General features: G+C 47.4%; 12 protein-coding genes and 1 riboswitch. Of the genes, 3 read left to right on the forward strand and 9 right to left on the reverse strand.

What is annotated here, in order from left to right; genetic code table 11:
- Positions 1–55: 55 nt before the first annotated feature.
- The 7 genes from metF to S2091_RS23760 all read right to left on the reverse strand — a co-directional run bounded on the left by metF (position 56) and on the right by S2091_RS23760 (position 9,504).
- On the reverse strand, positions 56–883 hold the full coding sequence (gene metF / locus S2091_RS05220; RefSeq protein WP_105530736.1) for a methylenetetrahydrofolate reductase [NAD(P)H]: 828 nt from the start codon (positions 881–883) through the stop codon (positions 56–58).
- A gap of 28 nt (positions 884–911) precedes the next feature.
- A complete protein-coding gene (locus tag S2091_RS05225; RefSeq protein ID WP_105530737.1) occupies positions 912–1,253 on the reverse strand; it encodes a phage holin family protein in 342 nt (113 codons plus the stop codon).
- Between the two features lie 146 nt (positions 1,254–1,399).
- On the reverse strand, positions 1,400–2,806 hold the full coding sequence (ahcY, locus tag S2091_RS05230; protein ID WP_105530738.1) for an adenosylhomocysteinase: 1,407 nt from the start codon (positions 2,804–2,806) through the stop codon (positions 1,400–1,402).
- Between the two features lie 25 nt (positions 2,807–2,831).
- A riboswitch (S-adenosyl-L-homocysteine riboswitch) is annotated at positions 2,832–2,925 on the reverse strand.
- Between the two features lie 353 nt (positions 2,926–3,278).
- A complete protein-coding gene (locus tag S2091_RS05235; RefSeq protein WP_243405320.1) occupies positions 3,279–5,018 on the reverse strand; it encodes an ABC transporter ATP-binding protein in 1,740 nt (579 codons plus the stop codon).
- 10 nt (positions 5,019–5,028) lie between these two features.
- Positions 5,029–6,771: an ATP-binding cassette domain-containing protein gene (locus S2091_RS05240; protein ID WP_243405321.1), complete on the reverse strand. Its 1,743-nt coding sequence runs from the start codon at positions 6,769–6,771 to the stop codon at positions 5,029–5,031.
- 101 nt (positions 6,772–6,872) lie between these two features.
- Positions 6,873–9,008 (reverse strand): prolyl oligopeptidase family serine peptidase, encoded by a 2,136-nt coding sequence (locus S2091_RS05245; RefSeq protein ID WP_243405322.1) that lies wholly within the window; start codon positions 9,006–9,008, stop codon positions 6,873–6,875.
- Between the two features lie 244 nt (positions 9,009–9,252).
- On the reverse strand, positions 9,253–9,504 hold the full coding sequence (locus S2091_RS23760; protein WP_112886584.1) for a M14 family zinc carboxypeptidase: 252 nt from the start codon (positions 9,502–9,504) through the stop codon (positions 9,253–9,255).
- Positions 9,505–9,643: 139 nt separating this feature from the next.
- Here S2091_RS23760 and S2091_RS05250 point away from each other — a divergent pair, with 139 nt between their 5' ends.
- From S2091_RS05250 to pdxR, 3 genes are all read left to right on the forward strand, one after another.
- Positions 9,644–10,918: a benzoate/H(+) symporter BenE family transporter gene (locus S2091_RS05250; RefSeq protein ID WP_105530741.1), complete on the forward strand. Its 1,275-nt coding sequence runs from the start codon at positions 9,644–9,646 to the stop codon at positions 10,916–10,918.
- A 38-nt stretch (positions 10,919–10,956) separates the two neighbouring features.
- Positions 10,957–11,742, forward strand: a complete 786-nt coding sequence (locus S2091_RS05255) for a YggS family pyridoxal phosphate-dependent enzyme (RefSeq protein WP_423828230.1) — start codon at positions 10,957–10,959, stop codon at positions 11,740–11,742.
- Positions 11,743–11,893: 151 nt separating this feature from the next.
- A complete protein-coding gene (gene pdxR / locus S2091_RS05260) occupies positions 11,894–13,390 on the forward strand; it encodes a MocR-like pyridoxine biosynthesis transcription factor PdxR (protein WP_105530742.1) in 1,497 nt (498 codons plus the stop codon).
- Between the two features lie 383 nt (positions 13,391–13,773).
- Here pdxR and S2091_RS05265 read toward each other — a convergent pair whose 3' ends face one another.
- Positions 13,774–14,664: a M14 family zinc carboxypeptidase gene (locus S2091_RS05265; protein WP_243405324.1), complete on the reverse strand. Its 891-nt coding sequence runs from the start codon at positions 14,662–14,664 to the stop codon at positions 13,774–13,776.
- An 18-nt stretch (positions 14,665–14,682) separates the two neighbouring features.
- Positions 14,683–15,852 (reverse strand): methionine adenosyltransferase, encoded by a 1,170-nt coding sequence (metK, locus tag S2091_RS05270; protein ID WP_105530744.1) that lies wholly within the window; start codon positions 15,850–15,852, stop codon positions 14,683–14,685.
- Between the last annotated feature and the right edge of the window lie 5 nt (positions 15,853–15,857).

Below are 15,857 nucleotides of genomic sequence, written 5' to 3' on the forward strand. Positions count from 1 at the left end.
GAAAAAGGGCACTTAATCTAAGTGCCCTTTTTTATTTACCGAATAAAACAAAACATCACAGCAAGCGCTGCCAAATCGCACTAGTTGCTACCGCTTGATTCATGGAATAGAAATGCAAACCCGGTGCACCACCGGCCAGTAATCGTTCGCACAATTGCGTGACCACATCCAGCCCAAATGCTTTAATGGAAGCGCTATCATCGCCATAACTGGCTAATTTCAAACGCACCCAGCGTGGGATTTCAGCACCGCACATTTCAGAAAAACGCATTAACTGCGTGTAGTTGGTGATGGGCATAATACCAGCCACAATCGGGACATTCACGCCGAGTTTATTGGCGGCGTCTACAAACTGAAAATAGGCGTCGGCATTGTAAAAATACTGGGTAATTGCTGCATCGGCACCCGCTTGAATTTTACGTGCGAAGTTTTTCAAATCGTCTTGCGGTGAACGGGCTTGTGGGTGCATTTCCGGATAAGCAGCAACTTCAATCCGAAACCAGTCGCCGGTTTCTTTACGGATAAATTCAACCAATTCACTGGCATAACGGAATTCGCCTCCAGCACCGTATCCACTCGGCAAGTCACCACGCAACGCCACTAGGCGATGAATGTCATTGGCTTTATATTGCTGCAAAATGGCGCGAATTGATTCAGCGCTTCCGCCAACACAAGACAAATGCGGTGCTGCAGCAAACCCTTCTGCGCGCATTTCCAATACGGTGTCTAAAGTGCCTTGCTGGGTCGTGCCACCCGCACCAAACGTGACGGAGAAATAGGTTGGATTTAACACAGCCAGCTTTGCGCGGACTATGCGTAATTTCTCAACTCCTTCAGGTGTTTTAGGAGGGAAAAATTCAATACTAAAATTAGGTTGTGGCATGAGCTTAGTCTCGCAATTCGTTTCGTGATTAGTCTTTAAGTATTAAAGTCGAGAGCGCCCAGGAAATAACGCTATAGAGCATTGCTGCAAGCACCGCAGACCAAAATCCTGCAACATGGAAACCGGTAAACATGGTTGCCACCATCCAAAACAATAGTCCATTTAACACCAGCACAAATAAACCTAAACTAACGACGGTGACAGGCAAGGTCAGTAATAATAAAATCGGCCGCAATACCGTGTTCACAAAACCTAACACTACCGCAACTAATAAGGCAGTCGCGAAACTGTCGATGCTGACGGAATGCATTAAATACGGCAATGCCAATAGTGCCAGGGCATTGATTAACCATGTAGCTAACAGACGCATGAGGTCTCCTATAGTTGTTATCTGTAGGGTGGGCACAGGTTCATCGTGCCCACGCGTAACCGTACATCAACAACGGATTTGTGTAAAAATATTATAGATCGAAGAGAACGCGTGGGCACAAAACCGTGCCCACCCTACGAAAATAATCAATAACGATAATGATCAGTTTTGTACGGGCCTTCTTTTGGCACGCCAATATAAGCCGCTTGCTGGTCGGTGAGTACGCTCAATTGTGCATTGAGTTTTTTCAATTGCAAACGCGCGACTTTTTCATCCAGATGCTTAGGCAAGGTATATACGCCAACTGGGTATTTGCCTGGATTAGCAAACAGCTCAATCTGCGCAATCGTTTGATTAGCGAAAGAAGAGCTCATTACATACGATGGATGACCAGTACCGCAACCCAAATTAACCAGGCGACCTTTAGCCAACAAAATGATACGTTTTCCGCTAGGGAAAATCACGTGATCAACTTGTGGCTTGATGTTGTCCCACTCGTATTTTTCTAATGAAGCTACGTCGATCTCATTATCAAAATGGCCGATATTAGAAACGATCGCCTGATCTTTCATCGCCAGCATATGTTCATGCGTAATCACATGATAGTTACCGGTGGTAGTCACGAAAATATCGCCTTGTGCAGCAGCGTATTCCATGGTCACTACGCGGTAGCCTTCCATGGCCGCTTGCAGGGCGCAAATCGGGTCAATTTCTGTTACCCAAACTTGGGCTGACAAGGCGCGCATCGCTTGCGCACAACCTTTACCCACGTCGCCGTAACCGATGATGACGGCAACTTTACCGGCGATCATGACGTCGGTGGCACGCTTAATACCATCCACTAACGATTCGCGGCAACCGTATAAATTATCAAACTTGGATTTGGTAACGGAGTCATTCACATTAATCGCAGGAAAAGCCAATTTGCCTTCTTTATGCATCTGGTACAAACGATGCACGCCGGTCGTGGTTTCTTCGGTCACGCCTTTAATTGCTGCCAGGCGTGTTGAATACCAGCTACCGTCAACAGTGAGATGTTTTTTGATCGAATTAAACAGGCAGATTTCTTCTTCTGAACCTGGATTATTCAAGACGGAACTGTCTTTTTCAGCACGGCTACCCAGGTGCAACAACAGCGTAGCGTCGCCGCCGTCATCCAAGATCATGTTCGCAGGCTGGTCAGCCCAGTCAAAAATACGATGCGTGAATTCCCAATATTCATCAAGATTTTCACCTTTGAAGGCAAATACCGGATGACCGGCTTCAGCAATCGCCGCAGCAGCTTGATCTTGAGTTGAGTAGATATTGCACGAAGCCCAGCGCACTTCCGCGCCGAGTGCAGTCAGTGTTTCAATTAGCACGGCTGTTTGAATCGTCATGTGCAAAGAACCGGCAATGCGCGCACCGCGTAACGGTTGGCTGGCAGCGAATTCTTCACGAATCGCCATTAAGCCGGGCATTTCTGTTTCTGCGATATTGATTTCTTTACGTCCCCATGCGGCCAAGCTAATGTCGGCGACGAGGTAATCTTTGTTTTTATTGATGGCGTTCATCACGCCCTCCTTTCAGTTGAAAAAAGTAACGTGAGCGCAGTTGCGGTGTGAATTCTCCAAGCCTGGCAAAATACCGATTAATGTTTTAATCTTACTTTGTCGCAACGCTCCTTGGGAAACGGAAGTATACAGCAAAAAGCAACAAATGCCAGCTGCTGCTCACGTATCTTGATCATTGTAGGAGATTTTTTGTGGAACTAAAGGCGTTTAATCGGGTGCTGGTTTTAGTGAGTTTGTGAGGAATTTTCGGGAAATTTGCCATTTTTCCATGTACTTCACTGTTTTTTGACGGTAGCAGAGTAGATACAAAGGACTGCTCAATCAGTTAAGCCAATAACAATAATATCGTCATTCCCGCGCAGGCGGGAATCCAGTGCACGTAGTGCCGTCAATGGTAGATTTACGAGCTTCTGGATCCCCGCCTGCGCGGGAATGACGTTATTTAGGTTTTTAGCTTCACTGGAACGCCTCCTTACTCTTCCAACGCCTGCAATAAATACAGTTTTTGGTAAATGCCTTGCGGCAACTCCATCAATTCCGCATGCCGTCCTTGCTCCATCAATTTGCCATGATTGAGCACAATAATCTGGTCAGCGTCCCGTATCGTAGAAAGCCGATGCGCAATGGCGATGATGGTGACTTTACCGCGCAATTCCGCCAAGGCTGTTTGCACCACTTGTTCGGTTTCGCTGTCGATATGCGAGGTTGCCTCATCCAGCAATAACAACACCGGATCGCCCGCCAAGGCGCGTGCAATCGCTAGCAATTGCTTTTGTCCGGTAGATAATTTCGCACCACCTTCGCCTAGCTCTGTGTCGTAACCGTGCGACAGGTGTTGAATAAATCCATGTGCGTGAGCGCTTCTGGCGGCGGCTTCTATTTGCGCCTGCGTTAACTCGCGTCCCATTGCAATATTGTCGCGCACGCTGGCAGCCAGTAAAAAGGGCTCTTGCGGCACCAAACCCACTTTAAGCCGGAATTCTTCTTCGCTGACGCCAGCTAATGGCAAACCATCTAATTCAATACGGCCGGATTGCGCTATATAAAAGCGCAATAACAAACTCAGCAAGGTCGATTTTCCGCTGCCGGTATGTCCAACCACGCCGTAAAAATTTCCGGCTTTAATCTGCAAATTAATATTGTGCAAAACCGGATGGGCCGGATCATAGCCAAAACTAACGTCATGAAAAGCCACGCTACCGCTGCGCAATTTTTGCGTTGAAGTTGGATAAAGTTCGGTGCTTTCATTGAGTAAAGTGTTGACCCGCGCAGCGGATACCACCGCTTGCTGAATCTGCCCGAATTGCATGGTGATTTGAATTAAGGGATCAACCACGCGCGCAATGTAACTCACAAAGGCATACAAGATACCGACTTCAATGCCGCTAAAAGTGCGCTGACTAAAACTGTAAATAACCACCACCAGCAACATCGAATTCATCAAATCCAAGGCCGGACGTAATAGCCAGGCATTAGCACGCAATTCTGCAATACGCGCTTGGTAATGCGATTGATTGGTTGCGCCAAAACGCGCCGCAAAACGACCATCCGCCAAGCTGGCTTGTAGCACGCTCATACCAGCAATGCTTTCGGCCAATTGCGCATTTAAATCGCTACGCAATTGCCGCGCACGCGCCACTGCTGGTGCGCTCCATTTTTGATAAAACCAAACTATCACCACCATGGCGGGAATTAAGGTTGCTACGATCAGCATCAAGCGCCAGTCCAGCCAAGCCATGGCCGCTAACGCGCCCAACACCACAATCGAGCTATCCAACATCACAAACAGCACTTGTACGTACAAGTTTTTGACTGCTTCTGTGTCATTGGTGACGCGGCTCACTAATTGCCCGGTAATGGCTTTATCAAAAAAACTCATCGGCAAACGCAATACATGGGCATACACCTGCTCGCGCAAACGTCGCACCGAACGCATCGCCACACCGGCCAGTCGCAACAATTGCAAATAACGCAGCCAGGTCGCCATGCAACCAGTCAAGAAATTAGCCAATAAAAGGCCGCCGATCCAAACCCAATCGGCGTGCTTGGGCAGTAAATAATTATCAATGAAAGCTTTGCCCAATAAGGGACCCATTGCTTCAAGGCCAGCTGCAATTGCTAGTAAAAAAATACCGACCCAGACATGCGATTGATCGATTTTCGCTGCGCTTTTTAGCAATTGAACTGCTTGCCATTTTTCGTTTTTTTTCATATTAAGAATTTCAGAGTTCATCTAACGCCGCCTCCAATTGCTGATAACGCCATTGGCTAGCATACCAACCGTCTTGCTCCAACAAACTGACATGCGTTCCTTGCTCGGTTATTTTTCCATGACGCAGCACTACAATATTGTCGGCATCTGCTACCGCGCTTAAACGGTGACTGACTAACAGCACCGAACGGCCGACTCTGGCACCGCGCAAGTGCTGCAAAATACTAGTTTGAGTGCCGGTATCGACCGCAGATAATGCGTCATCCAATAACAACAGCGGGCTATTTGTCAGCAGCGCACGCGCAATCGCAACGCGTTGTCTTTGTCCGCCAGATAGCGTCACACCGCGCTCACCTACCGGCGTGTCATAACCCAATGGAAAGCGCAAAATATCGTCATGCACGGCAGCGAGTTGCGCGGCTTGTTCAATCTCGACCTGAGTCGCGTCCGGCTTACCCAAAGCGATATTGGCAGCGACGCTGGCGGAAAATAAAAACGGCTCTTGCGCAACCCAACTTATGTGGCCTCGCAAATTTTCTAAGCGGTAATCCGATAACTGATGTTCACCCCAATTTATGCTGCCTTGTTGTGCCGCATATTGGCGCAGCAGCAAACGGATTAAGGTGGATTTTCCTGAGCCGGTCGGTCCAACCAAACCAACCGTTGTTCCCTGTTTCAACGTCAGGCTTACTCCTTGCAAAGCGGCTTGCGCCTGCTCTGAATAGGCAAAATGCACATCGCTAAATTGCACCGAACCGTGCGGTGGTGTTGTGATGGTGCCTGCATCTTCTATCGACAATGGCAAACCCAGAACGGGCTCCAAACGTCGCCAAGCTGCACGGCCGCGCTCAACTAGGGAAAGCACCCAACCGGCAGCGAACATCGGCCAAATTAACTGGCCTAAATACATGGTGAAACTGGTCAACGAACCTATACTCATTTGCGCATGCCAGACTAGATACCCGCCTAAACTCAAGGTTAAAAACCCTGCGGTAGTTAAGGCTAATCCAACAGCTGGCTCATAACCCGCTTCCCATCGCTGCGCACGCAAGCTAGCGTCGGCAGCCTGTTCTGCTAGCACCGCAAACTGACTGGCATTGCGCGACTCTAAACCGAGCGCACGTACCGTCCGTACACCAGCCAAACTTTCTTGCACTTGCCCATTCAACTGACTAAAACAGGTTAAGGCTTCATGTGATGCATCATGCACTTGCTGGGTGATGCGCTTGAATGCTAACGCCATGAAAGGAAATGGCAGCAAGGCGATTAACGCCAAACGCCAGTCAACCCCTAAAAACATCATTGCCAGCACCATTACCAACGTTAACGTGCCATCAAACCCCGCCAACATCGCTTCACCGGCGGCCAGCTCAATCGCATCGGCATCATTGGTACCGAGCGCCATTAAATCACCGGTGCGCTGTTGCTGGAAAAAGTCAGGGCCTTGCAAGCAAAGTCGTTTATATAATTCAGTACGTAAATGCACGCCCAGTTGATAAGATGCGACGAACAATTGCATGCGCCAGCCAACCCGCAGAAAATAAATCGCCACGCCCATTAGTAGCAAAATGCCCAACTGCTGCAAAATCAAGGTATCAGTCAAGCGCCCAGCTACCATTTCATCGACCAGATGCCCGACCCGACGCGGGATCCAGACTGTCAACGTACCGACGGTAAATAGCATGGCGGCGGCCAGAAAATAGTGGCGCCGATGACGTGACACGAAGCTAAAAATTAATTGGGAAAACGTCACAGAAGAATCTTTCGGTTTTGAGTGAAATGTGAAAGTTTAATAAAAAAACGTGCAGCTTGCGCCGCACGTTTTGTGTAACCTACATCAAATTGCGAACCGCTTTATTTTACGGCATGTAAGCTATCTGTTGCTTGCAACATTTTCCACATAAAGGTGTATTGCAACGCATTCATGTCGGCACGTTGCGCATTATTAGCTGCTCCACCGTGACCGCCTTCAATGTTTTCATAGTAGCGCACGTTTTTATGCCCTTGCTCTATCATCTTGGCCGCCATTTTACGTGCATGTCCCGGATGTACGCGGTCGTCACGGGTTGATGTTATAAACAACACGTTCGGATAAGCCACGTCAGTTTTGACATTTTGATATGGCGAATATTTGCTGATATAAGCCCATTCCGCAGGCACATCAGGGTTACCGTATTCGCCCATCCAGGAAGCGCCGGCCAACAATTTATTAAAGCGTTGCATATCCAACAAAGGTACTTGGCTAATCACCGCATTAAATAACTCAGGATGTTGGGTCAGCATCACGCCAGCCAACAAGCCACCGTTGCTGCCGCCTTGTGTGCCGAGACGTTTAGGATTAGTGACGTTGGTCGCGATTAAATCTTGCGCTACGGCGGCAAAATCATCGTAGGCTTTTTGACGGTTTTCCTTCATCGCTGCTTCATGCCAAGCCGGGCCGAACTCTCCGCCGCCGCGAATATTCGCCACCACATATGCGCCACCTTTTTGCAACCATCCCAAACCGATTCCTGCTGAATACGAAGGTGTCAGTGAAATTTGGAAGCCGCCGTAGCCATATAACAAAGTAGGATTTTGTCCGTCCAGCTTCATGTCTTTACGATGAATGATGAAGTAAGGGACCTTGGTACCGTCTTTTGATGTTGCCTGCTTTTGCTCAGTTTGATAAGGGCTGGCGTCAAAAAAAGCTGGTGCGGTTTTAAGCACTTCGCGCTCATCATTGCCAGCTTGCGCCAACATATAAGTACTCGGCGTTAAGTAATCGGAATAACTTAAAAAATAGCCGTCGGAGTGCTCATCATCCAGCGCCGTTACGCCAATACTGCCGATGGTTGGCAGATGTACCGTGCGAGAAGCCCATTTACCATCAACAAACTTCCATTCAGTCATGCTGCTTTTTACGTTATCCAAGGCTTCCACCAGCAAGTAATTTTTGGTGGCCGTGGCTCCTGTTAAGGAAGTACGCTCCGTCGGCGCAAACAGGGTAGTAAAGTTGCGTGCGCCTTTTTTATACGCATCAAAGTCGATCGCCAATAAAGCACCGGCCGGATAAGTTACGTCCTTGATGACCCAAGGTTCACGTAAGGTCACCATAAATTGTGAGCCAAAAAAACTGATTCCGGCTTTGCCTGGCACATCCAACTTGTCTAACTTGGCGTCGTCGTACAGATAATATTCAGTATCGAAAAAACCAACGCCACGCTGAATAATTTCATGGTGTACGCCCAAATGATTACTGCTGGAACCGGATACGCTGATATCGGTCTTTTTCCCCTCTAACAATGTTTGAGCCTGAGATAAGGGAGTGCCGCGCTGCCAAAGTTTGACGATGCGCGCGTAACCTGAATCGGTTTTACTGCCAGCCCCAAAATCGGTCGCGACAAATACACTATTTTTATCGCGCCACTCTATATTGCTTTTTGCTTCAGGCAACACAAAACCACCCTTTACAAACTGCTTGCTGGTCAGATCGAATTCCCGCACCACAACCGCATCTGCACCGCCGCGTGAGAGTTGTAACAAGCAGCGATCATAATCCGGCTCACGGCATGCACTGCCTTTAAAAACCCAGTTTTCTTTTTCTGTTTTTGCCAACTCATCTAAGTCCAATACCGTTTCCCATTTTGGGTGTTCTTTCCGGTATTCTTCCAAGCTAGTCCGACGCCACACACCGCGCTGATGGTCACCATCTTGCCAAAAATTGTAGAAGTACTCGCCCATTTTCCCAATGACAGGAATTTTTTCTTTTGAATCTAATGCGGCTTGTATCTGGCTGCGCAACGTTAAAAAATCAGGCTCTTGTTCAAGCTCAGCACGGGTAATCGCATTACGCCCTTTTACCCAATCCAATGCTTTTGAATCGGTGACTTGCTCTAACCATTGGTAGGGATCAGCCGTGTTTTGTTGATCAGTCGAGTGCGCTAAATTGGCGGCGCTTAACAACGCAACAATGACGCTCAGCGTTGCAATGGATGGGGGATTTAGTTTCAATTGTCTTCCTCGTTATTGTGGTGATTTTAGGAGTAATGCAGAGATCATTCTAAAACGACAGCCACCAATCTTTGCGTGTAATTTATAACACTATGCCAAACATTGTTTTGGAAAACTAATTACTTACTAAGCAAAACGATAACAGCTATTTTTCGGCCAGCTTAGCCTGCGAAGGAATATCCAACTTCACCCAATCCAACATATCTTGCCAAATGCGGGCAATCTCTGCGTCGGGTGAGATTTGTTATTGCGGGTTGCTGGGGCAGTCAAAGTCCAATACACCGAACGGCACATGTACCGAAATGTTGACATCGGGCTGAAATTGCTCGACCTGATTGAATACCCAGCGACTTTCCGGCTCTGAAAGAGCCGCTTTGTCGGGGACGCGACAGGAGTCGCTGCCAGTTTTGGTGCTCCAATATTGGAGCACTTCGTTACCCCAATTGAAAGTGGGGAAATTGCGATTTAAATCTACTCCGTTTGCATTTACGCGGATAGCCTTAGCCGCTAATAATCCAAAGTGGTCTGTTAAAACATTAAAAAGTGCATGGTTCTAATAGCCCACTTGTACGGTATAAAACAGCTTCTATTAGCTCAGTTAAGCAACCATGCTTTTCAGAAAGTGCCATGACATCATGTATTCTTCAGCGTCATCAAAGTCAATAAGTCCGTCCTCTTCCATTCGACCAAGAGATCTAATACATCCCATTGTCGCTGGAATGATTTCAGTCATCGTTAATTATGGTGGCACCTTCATCTTAGTCTTTCAAGCTGCAAAAATTGGTGGTCTGAGCCCAGAGCTTACGGCCTCATGGGTGTGGTCAGTTTCTATTGGCGTTGGTGTTACAGGAATTTTGCTCAGTTGGTATACTCGCGAACCGATCATAGCGGCATGGTCAACACCTGCTGCTTTTCTGGTAGTCGCACTGGCAACCACGCCCTATGCCGAGGCAGTCGGTGCATATTTAATTTCAGCTGCTGCTTTTGTCGTACTTGGTTTGTCAGGCTATTTCGAGAAGGTCATTCGCCTGATTCCTCCAGGGATCGCTGCTGGATTACTTGCTGGCATTCTTCTGCAGTTTGGCATCGGCGCTTTTGGGGGAATAAGTGTCGACCCTCTGTTGGCAGGAATATTGATTGTTACTTATGTTGTTCTTAAACGTTTTACCGCACGATACGCAGTAGTGGGGATTTTATTGATTGGATTGGTTTTTCTACTTATTCAGGGTCGTGTCGACTTGTCGGGCCTGATGCTTGAGTTTGCTGCTCCAGTATTCACGACGCCAGTATTTTCGATAAATTCTTTGTTAAGTGTTGCATTGCCGCTTTTCCTAATTACCCTAACAGGGCAATACATGCCAGGCATGCTGATATTGCGGAATGACGGTTTCACGACCAGTGCGAATCCTATCGTAGCCGTAACTGGGCTAGGCTCTCTCATTATGGCACCGTTCGGATCACATGCTTTTAACATCGCCGCAATTACGGCAGCGATTTGCACTGGAAAAGAAGCACACGAAGATCCGTCGAAACGATGGATTGCAGGCATTGCAGCGGGAATTTTTTATATTCTTATCGGGATATTCGGCGTGACGCTTGCGGCTGTTTTCATGGCCTTCCCAACGACTTTTATTACCACGTTAGCGGGGCTAGCTTTACTTGGTACAATTGGCGGCAGCCTGGCTAGTGCCATGTCCGCCCCAGAATCACGGGAAGCGGCACTTATCACTTTTTTAGCATCGGCGGCCAACATTACGTTGTTCGGCATTGGTGGTGCGTTCTGGGGACTGTTAATTGGTTTAATCACTTACACTGCACTCAATGGTTATTTGCCGCGCAATAGTACTCTTTCAGGAGAGACGGTGAATCTTGTTTCAACATCGCCAAACAATAAAGGGCAGAAAAAATGATGACATCAATATCTTGTATTGGTGAAATAACTGCCACCGTGTTATCGGAAACTAACTCTGATCGTCAAGATCAAGCTCACTATCCGCAAGCCAATAACATTGAAGACTTTCGACACAATCTGGCTTGCGTGAATGAGCGCATTACTCGTGCTTGTCGGCGCGTCGATCGTAATCCATCAAACGTACGCCTCTTACCGGTAAGCAAAACCTTTGATGAAGCGAGCTTACGTCTAGCTTACACAGCAGATTGTCGGTTATTTGGTGAGAACAAGGTACAGGAAGCAAGTCGTAAATGGGAATCAATGACTGATTTGACTGATCTAAATTGGGCGCTAATAGGTCATCTACAAACAAATAAAGTTAAGCAAGTAGCTCGCTTTGCTTCAGAATTTCATGCGCTGGACAGCTTACACATTGCGGAGGAATTAGATCGTCGCTTGCAGGTTGAAGGACGCTACTTAGACGTGTACGTTCAAGTCAACACATCTGGTGAAGCCAGTAAATACGGATTACCACCTAATGAAGTAATTTCCTTTTTAAATTCGCTGCCTTCATATAACTCATTACGTGTTAGAGGCTTAATGACATTGGCAATATTCTCTTCTGATGAGGTTCGTGTCAGAAGCTGCTTTGCACAACTGAGGGAACTCCGTGATCAGGCAAGACAGGACGTTCATACATGCATTGAATTGGAAGAATTGTCGATGGGGATGTCGAGTGACGCTGAGATCGCCATTGAAGAAGGTGCAACTATAGTCCGTATCGGACAGGCTATTTTTGGCGCACGCTCGTTACCGAATGCGTATTACTGGCCCAGAAGTTAAAAAAAGTGACTAGAACAAAATCCTAAAAATAGCGTCATTTTTCACCATAAATTAGCTGCACTTATAGTCAACTATTCGGCAATGAAATTCATAGCTAAATGAAAAAATTGTCTGCTAAATCAGGACAATTGCTTTCTTTAAAGGAGCCCGAATGACAAAATCCTTCGAACTCGAAACACTTAAAATTCGAATGAATGAGACTGATTTTCAGAGTCTGGGTATTCATCAGCGCATTCAACGTGGATTACGTGATCTGATACTTGACGGTGCTCTTCGTGCAGGCTTGAAGTTACCGTCAAGCCGTACGCTTGCCGTGTCACTCCGTGTCGCCCGCGACACCGTCGAAAATTCCTATGAGCAACTTCACCGAGATGGTTTTATTGTTAGACGCAAGGGCTCGGGAAGCTATGTCTCTAAGACATTCGGTGCTCAATTGCGAGGACTCTCAGATAGTCGTTTAAAGCCTGAAGTGAGTAAGTGCAATGTGAAGAATGCCTCGAACGGCCTTAGCCGACGTGGGCGAAATATTTTTGATGGCGGTGGCGTTTCTGATCAACAGCTAATCAAAGCGTTTGCTACGGGCTTGCCCGAAACCCGAAACTTTCCTATCGATGTATGGGAGCGCCTGCAGCGCCAGACGATGAAGGAATTTCGTTCCAATGCTCTTCTTCATGGTGATCCGCAAGGTGCAAAACCATTGCGCAGGACTATCGCGGCCTATCTCAATCTTGAACGCGGAGCCAAGGTTTGCGCCGAACAGATAGTCGTGTTGAGCAGTACAAGGCAATCACTGTTCTTATGTGCGCAACTTCTAGTGGACGCTGGCAAGTCCATATTATTTGAGAATCCAGGATACTTTGGTGCCAAAAAAGCGTTTGAATTTGCGGAGACAAGTATTGTTCCCATCGAGGTCGATGCTCAAGGTATACGTACTGATCTTCTGCTGACAGACCGCAGTTCTGCAAATTGCATCTATGTGACCCCTTCTCATCAATATCCTACTGGCGTCACCATGTCGCTGGAGCGCAGACTTGAGTTAATCAGTTGGGCTGCCAAAAATGATAAATGGATTATAGAGGATGATTATGATAGCGAGTTTCACTATGACGGATTGCCAATCGCATGTGTGCAGGGACTGGACAAGTATCACCGAACAATCTATCTCGGCACTTTCAGCAAAACACTTTATCCAGGCCTTAGAATCGGATACATCGCTCTACCGCAAGAACTAGTCAAAGCTTTTACCAATGCTCGCAGCATTATCGATGGGCATACACCTCAGATTCTCCAGTTAACCCTAGCCCGTTTTATGGAAGATGGTCATTACAACTCACATGTCCGATCTATGCGTAAGCTATACGCGGGTCGGCGGAAAATTATGCTTGACGCAATAAGCAAACATCTGGCGGGCATCGTCACTCCATTACTAACTGAAGGGGGGCTACAGATACCGTGTTTGCTAGCGCATGGATGGTCCGAGGCTAAAACAATTTGTCAGGCAGCGGCAGCTGGCGTCGAATTATCAGGACTCAGCCGCTTATATGCAGGTGAGAATAAAAAAGAGGGATGGATCTTAGGTTACGCCTCTTTGACTGCAATTGAAATCGACGTCGCGATGCGACGACTTGCTAAGGCTCTGAGGAGTTAATAACTACTTTTAACTATTTTCTGATCCTCAAAGTTGACGACTATTTATTCGATTTAATTTTCTCTGTAACCATTCAATGATTTTTTGACGATAGTTCGGATTGTTGAGTGGCTCTAGTTTCGCCCACCCACCAACCATATCCATCAAAGACCACGCCGCTACTACTAACATTAGCCAACACAATCCACTATTCCTTCGTGAAGAATGGAGAACTGACTTCAGCACAGACGATGTTGGCTGGCACCAGTCTTGGTCTTGGTACACAAAACGTACCGCCGGCAAATAGCTTGCAGTATTTGTCACCCCGGATGAATTAGTTCTGCATTCGTGGCGGCCTTGCTTTACAAAGTAAGGCCGCCACGCGCACCGTCTCAACGCACGATTTATTTTTCGGCCAGCTTAGCCTGCGAAGGGATATTGAGCTTCACCCAATCCAGCATATCTTGCCAAATGCGGGCAATTTCTGCGTCCGATGGCATCTGGGATGAATTCGTGAGTTCAATGGTTACCACAGGAATCTCTTTGTGCAGACCGCCGTAGTTGCCTAACGAGCCTGGATAAACGCCAACCCGGTTAAACAGTAAGCGACCAAATTTGCTGGGTGGGGTGCCGGAACCGTCAAAATCTAATACACCAAATGGTGCATGCACCGAGATGATGACATCAGGCTGAAATTGCTCCATCTGATTAAATATCCAGCGACTTTCTGGCTCAGAAAGAGCGGCTTTACCAGGGAAACGACGTGGATCGCTACTGGTTTTGGTACGCCAATATTGAAGAGCTTCTTTATTCCAATTGGGTGTGGGGAAATTGCGATTTAAATCTACTCCGTTCGCATTCACACGAGTCGGCTTTGCTGCTAGCAAGCCATCAGGATTAACTACCGGAGCAATTTTCCAGTGGAACTCATTACCTGCTGTATTGTTTAATTTATCCAGCCACTGAAACACAATCGCCGAAGCGGTTTTTTCATCGCCATGAATGCCACCTATCAGCAAAACCTTGATGGGTGACTTGATAGGAAGGGTGTTATTAACAAGACGGGCAGGTACGTCTTTAATTAATAGTGGAAAACCTTTTTTTGAAACGGAACCACTAGCCTGCAAAGCACTATTTTGGCATTGCGCCATGGTGACTTTGGGCAAGCGATTAACCAGCGGTGTGCACCATTGGTTAATCGGGTTTTTAACGTTTTTTGGTGGAGTTGAGCTGCCTGCTAAAACAGGCAAAGAAAACATGAGCCCAACGAGAACACCAACATAGCCGTTACGCACGGAGTTGATTTTACTTGTTTAAAATTTCAACCCTGCGGCATCGCGCAGCAAGGCAGCTTTATCGGTACGTTCCCAGGTAAATTCAGGCTCGTCACGTCCAAAATGACCGTATGCAGCAGTTTTTTGATAAATCGGACGCAATAAATCGAGCATTTGTACGATGCCTTTAGGGCGTAAATCAAAAAATTGATGCACTAATTCTGCAATTTTTTCATCAGGAATAATACCGGTACCTTCGGTATACACAGTTATGTTAATCGGCTTAGCGACACCGATTGCATAGCTGATTTGAATCTGGCACTGACGCGCCAAACCGGCTGCCACAATATTTTTAGCCACATAGCGTGCAGCATACGCAGCAGAACGATCTACCTTGGTAGGATCTTTTCCTGAGAATGCGCCGCCACCGTGCGGGCAAGCGCCGCCGTAGGTATCGACAATAATTTTACGGCCAGTCAAACCGCAATCGCCTTGCGGTCCGCCGATCACAAAACGACCGGTTGGGTTAATTAAATAGCGGGTATTTTTTAACCATTCTTTCGGCACGACCGGGTTAATAATGTCTTCAATCGCTGCTTCTTCAATCGCTTTATGGTGCATTTCCGGCGCATGTTGCGTGGACAGCACAATAGTATCGATTCCCACTGGACGGCCATCGACATAACGGAGAGTCACTTGCGATTTGGCATCTGGACGTAACCAAGGCAGGCGGCCGTCTTTGCGCAATTGCGATTGACGCTCCACAATCCGGTGCGCATAGTAAATTGCAGCAGGCATTAATTCAGGTGTTTCGTCGCAGGCATAACCGAACATTAAACCTTGATCGCCAGCGCCCTGATCTAAATCAAGACCGCGGCCTTCATCCACACCTTGTGCGATATCTGGAGATTGTTTGTCGTAGCAAACCATGACGGCGCAACCGCGGTAATCAATCCCGTAGTCGGTATTGTCGTAGCCGATGCGTTTGATCGTTTCGCGTGCAACGTTGATGTAATCGACATTGGCGTGGGTGGTAATTTCACCGGCCAATACCACTAAACCGGTATTGCAGAGAGTTTCTGCGGCGACGCGTGCGTGCGGATCTTGGGCTAAAATTGCGTCCAAAATTGCGTCGGAGATTTGATCGGCGACTTTGTCAGGATGACCTTCTGAGACGGATTCAGAAGTAAAGAGGTATTCATTTGCCATGTCAG

This window comes from Solimicrobium silvestre (genome assembly GCF_002976435.1).
In the GTDB taxonomy this organism is placed as follows: domain Bacteria; phylum Pseudomonadota; class Gammaproteobacteria; order Burkholderiales; family Burkholderiaceae_D; genus Solimicrobium; species Solimicrobium silvestre.

Coding starts and splice junctions, on each gene's coding strand:
- metF (WP_105530736.1), bottom strand. CDS start 883: ATGCCACAACCTAATTTTAGTATTGAATTTTTCCCTCCTAAAACACCT.
- S2091_RS05225 (WP_105530737.1), bottom strand. CDS start 1,253: ATGCGTCTGTTAGCTACATGGTTAATCAATGCCCTGGCACTATTGGCA.
- ahcY (WP_105530738.1), bottom strand. CDS start 2,806: ATGAACGCCATCAATAAAAACAAAGATTACCTCGTCGCCGACATTAGC.
- S2091_RS05235 (WP_243405320.1), bottom strand. CDS start 5,018: ATGAAAAAAAACGAAAAATGGCAAGCAGTTCAATTGCTAAAAAGCGCA.
- S2091_RS05250 (WP_105530741.1), top strand. CDS start 9,644: ATGTATTCTTCAGCGTCATCAAAGTCAATAAGTCCGTCCTCTTCCATT.
- pdxR (WP_105530742.1), top strand. CDS start 11,894: ATGACAAAATCCTTCGAACTCGAAACACTTAAAATTCGAATGAATGAG.
- metK (WP_105530744.1), bottom strand. CDS start 15,852: ATGGCAAATGAATACCTCTTTACTTCTGAATCCGTCTCAGAAGGTCAT.